This is a genomic window from uncultured Nevskia sp. (genome assembly GCF_903885465.1).
Classification (GTDB): Bacteria; Pseudomonadota; Gammaproteobacteria; order Nevskiales; family Nevskiaceae; genus Nevskia.
Genome location: NZ_CAISIQ010000207.1, coordinates 1 through 1,934, shown reverse-complemented (window position 1 = coordinate 1,934; position 1,934 = coordinate 1). Strand labels below are relative to the sequence as shown.

1 protein-coding gene and 1 pseudogene are annotated in these 1,934 nt (G+C 64.9%); both read right to left on the bottom strand.

Features of this window, described 5'->3' with window-relative positions; genetic code table 11:
* Positions 1 to 2 precede the first annotated feature (2 nt).
* On the bottom strand, positions 3 to 806 hold the full coding sequence (gene istB / locus QZY06_RS07855) for an IS21-like element helper ATPase IstB (protein WP_295682530.1): 804 nt from the start codon (positions 804 to 806) through the stop codon (positions 3 to 5).
* Positions 799 to 1,934: pseudogene (gene istA, locus QZY06_RS07850) on the bottom strand (IS21 family transposase); the annotation flags it as partial. The pseudogene istA and the gene istB, both read right to left, overlap by 8 nt.

Here is a 1,934-nt window from a genome sequence, read left to right as displayed (position 1 = left end):
GTCTAGCCGGGTTCGTGGGTCTCCTCTGTGGTGGTGATCTTGTCCTGCTCGCGAGCCTTGATTCGCGATCGGGCTTTCTGGCTGCTGTGTCGGAATCGGTAGGACTCGTTGCCGGTCTCGACGATGTGGCAGTGATGCGTGAGCCGGTCGAGTAGCGCCGTGGTCATCTTGGGATCGCCGAAGACGCTGGCCCATTCGCCGAAGACCAGGTTGGTGGTGATGACGACACTGGTGTGCTCGTAGAGCTTCGACAGCAGATGAAACAGCAGCGCACCGCCGCTCTGTGAAAACGGCAGGTAGCCCAGTTCGTCGAGGATCACCAGATCGAGATGTATCAGCTGGTGGGCCAGGCGGCCGGCCTTGCCGGCGGCCTTCTCCTGCTCCAGCGCATTGACCAGATCGACCGTCGAGAAGAAGCGCACGCGCTTACCGTGGCTGTTGATGGCTTCGACGCCGAGGGCGGTGGCCAAATGGGTCTTGCCGGTGCCGGTGCCGCCGATCAACACGATGTTCTCTGCTTTCTCGGTGAAGGCGGTGGTGGCGAATCCGCTGATCTGCCGAGGGTCGATCTTCGACTGCTCGAAATCGAAACTGGCCAGATCGCGATGGATCGGGAATCGCGCCGCGTGCATCTGGTAGCGGATCGAGCGCAGGCCGCGGTCGATGGTCTCGGCCTGGATCAGTTGCTGGATCAGCAGTTCGTAGCTGGTCAGGCTCGTGGTGCCACCTCGCTCCAGCGACTCGGCGTAACAGGCAGCCATGCCATACAGCCGCAGGGCCTTGAGGGCGGCAATGGAATCAGCCATGGCTCACCTCCGGCAGATCGCGCAGCGTGTCGTAGCGCTGGGTGTTGGCGGCGGGTGGCACCGTCACGGTCAGGCTGGTTTCGACAGTCTGCGGTGGCGGCCCGTCCTTCAGCCGCGCCAGCACGTTGAGGACGTGCTCGGCACTCGGCCGCCCGGTTTCGAGCACCAGATCCACGGCGACCAGCACGGCTTCCAGACCATGGTCCGGCACGGCTGCCAGCACTTGCGCCATGACCCGGTCGCCGCCCTCACGGCGCAGCAGGGCGCGTCTGAGGCGCTGCAGGGAGTCCGGCAGTTCGGCGAAAGGCGCGCCATTGCGCAGCGCACCCGGCTTGCGCTCGATCAGCGGCAGGTAGTGCTGCCAGTCGTAAATGACATGATCCCGATCCAATGCTCGCGGATGCTCGGCAACCACCCGCTGGTCCGCGACCACCACGATCCGCTCCGGATACAGCCGCACGCTGACCCTGTGGCCCGCCAGTGCGCAGGGCACCGAGTAGCGGTTGCGGGATACGCGAATCAGGCTGGTGCTCGATACCCGGACCGGCACCTCGACATAGCCGTCGAAGGCCACCGGCATCGGCATCAGCTGCGGCTGCTCGTGCTCCCAGGCTTCCTGAATGCTCATGCCCGGATACTCGGGATGCGGGGCATTGCGCGCTTCCAAGCACTGCGTAGCCAGCCAGACATTCAGCTCGGCGAAGCTGCCAAAGCGCTGCTCGGAGCCTGCCAGATCCGGCGCCGAGCATCCTGCACGCCTTTCTCGACCCGGCCTTTCTCCCAGCCGGAGGCGACATTGCAGAAGTCCGGATCAAACAGGTAGTGCGACGTCATCGCCGCAAATCGGGCATTGACGATGCGGGCCTTGCCGCGACCCGGGACCCGGTCGACGGCGGTCTTCATGTTGTCGTAGATGCCGCGCCGGGTGACGCCGCCGAGGCCGGTCAGGCAGCGGGTGTGCGCATCGAACAGCATCTCGTGACCCTGGCTGGGGTACGCCACCAGCCAGAACGCCCGGCTCGCGCACAGCTTCATGTGCGACACCTGCAGCTTGCGGTAGATCCCGCCGATGACCAGAGCTTCCTCGCTCCAGTCGAACTGGAAGGCCTCACCCATCCCGAACGTCAG

Excerpts from the sequence above, each read along its gene's own strand:
- istB (WP_295682530.1), bottom strand. The coding sequence starts at position 806 with ATGGCTGATTCCATTGCCGCCCTCAAGGCCCTGCGGCTGTATGGCATG.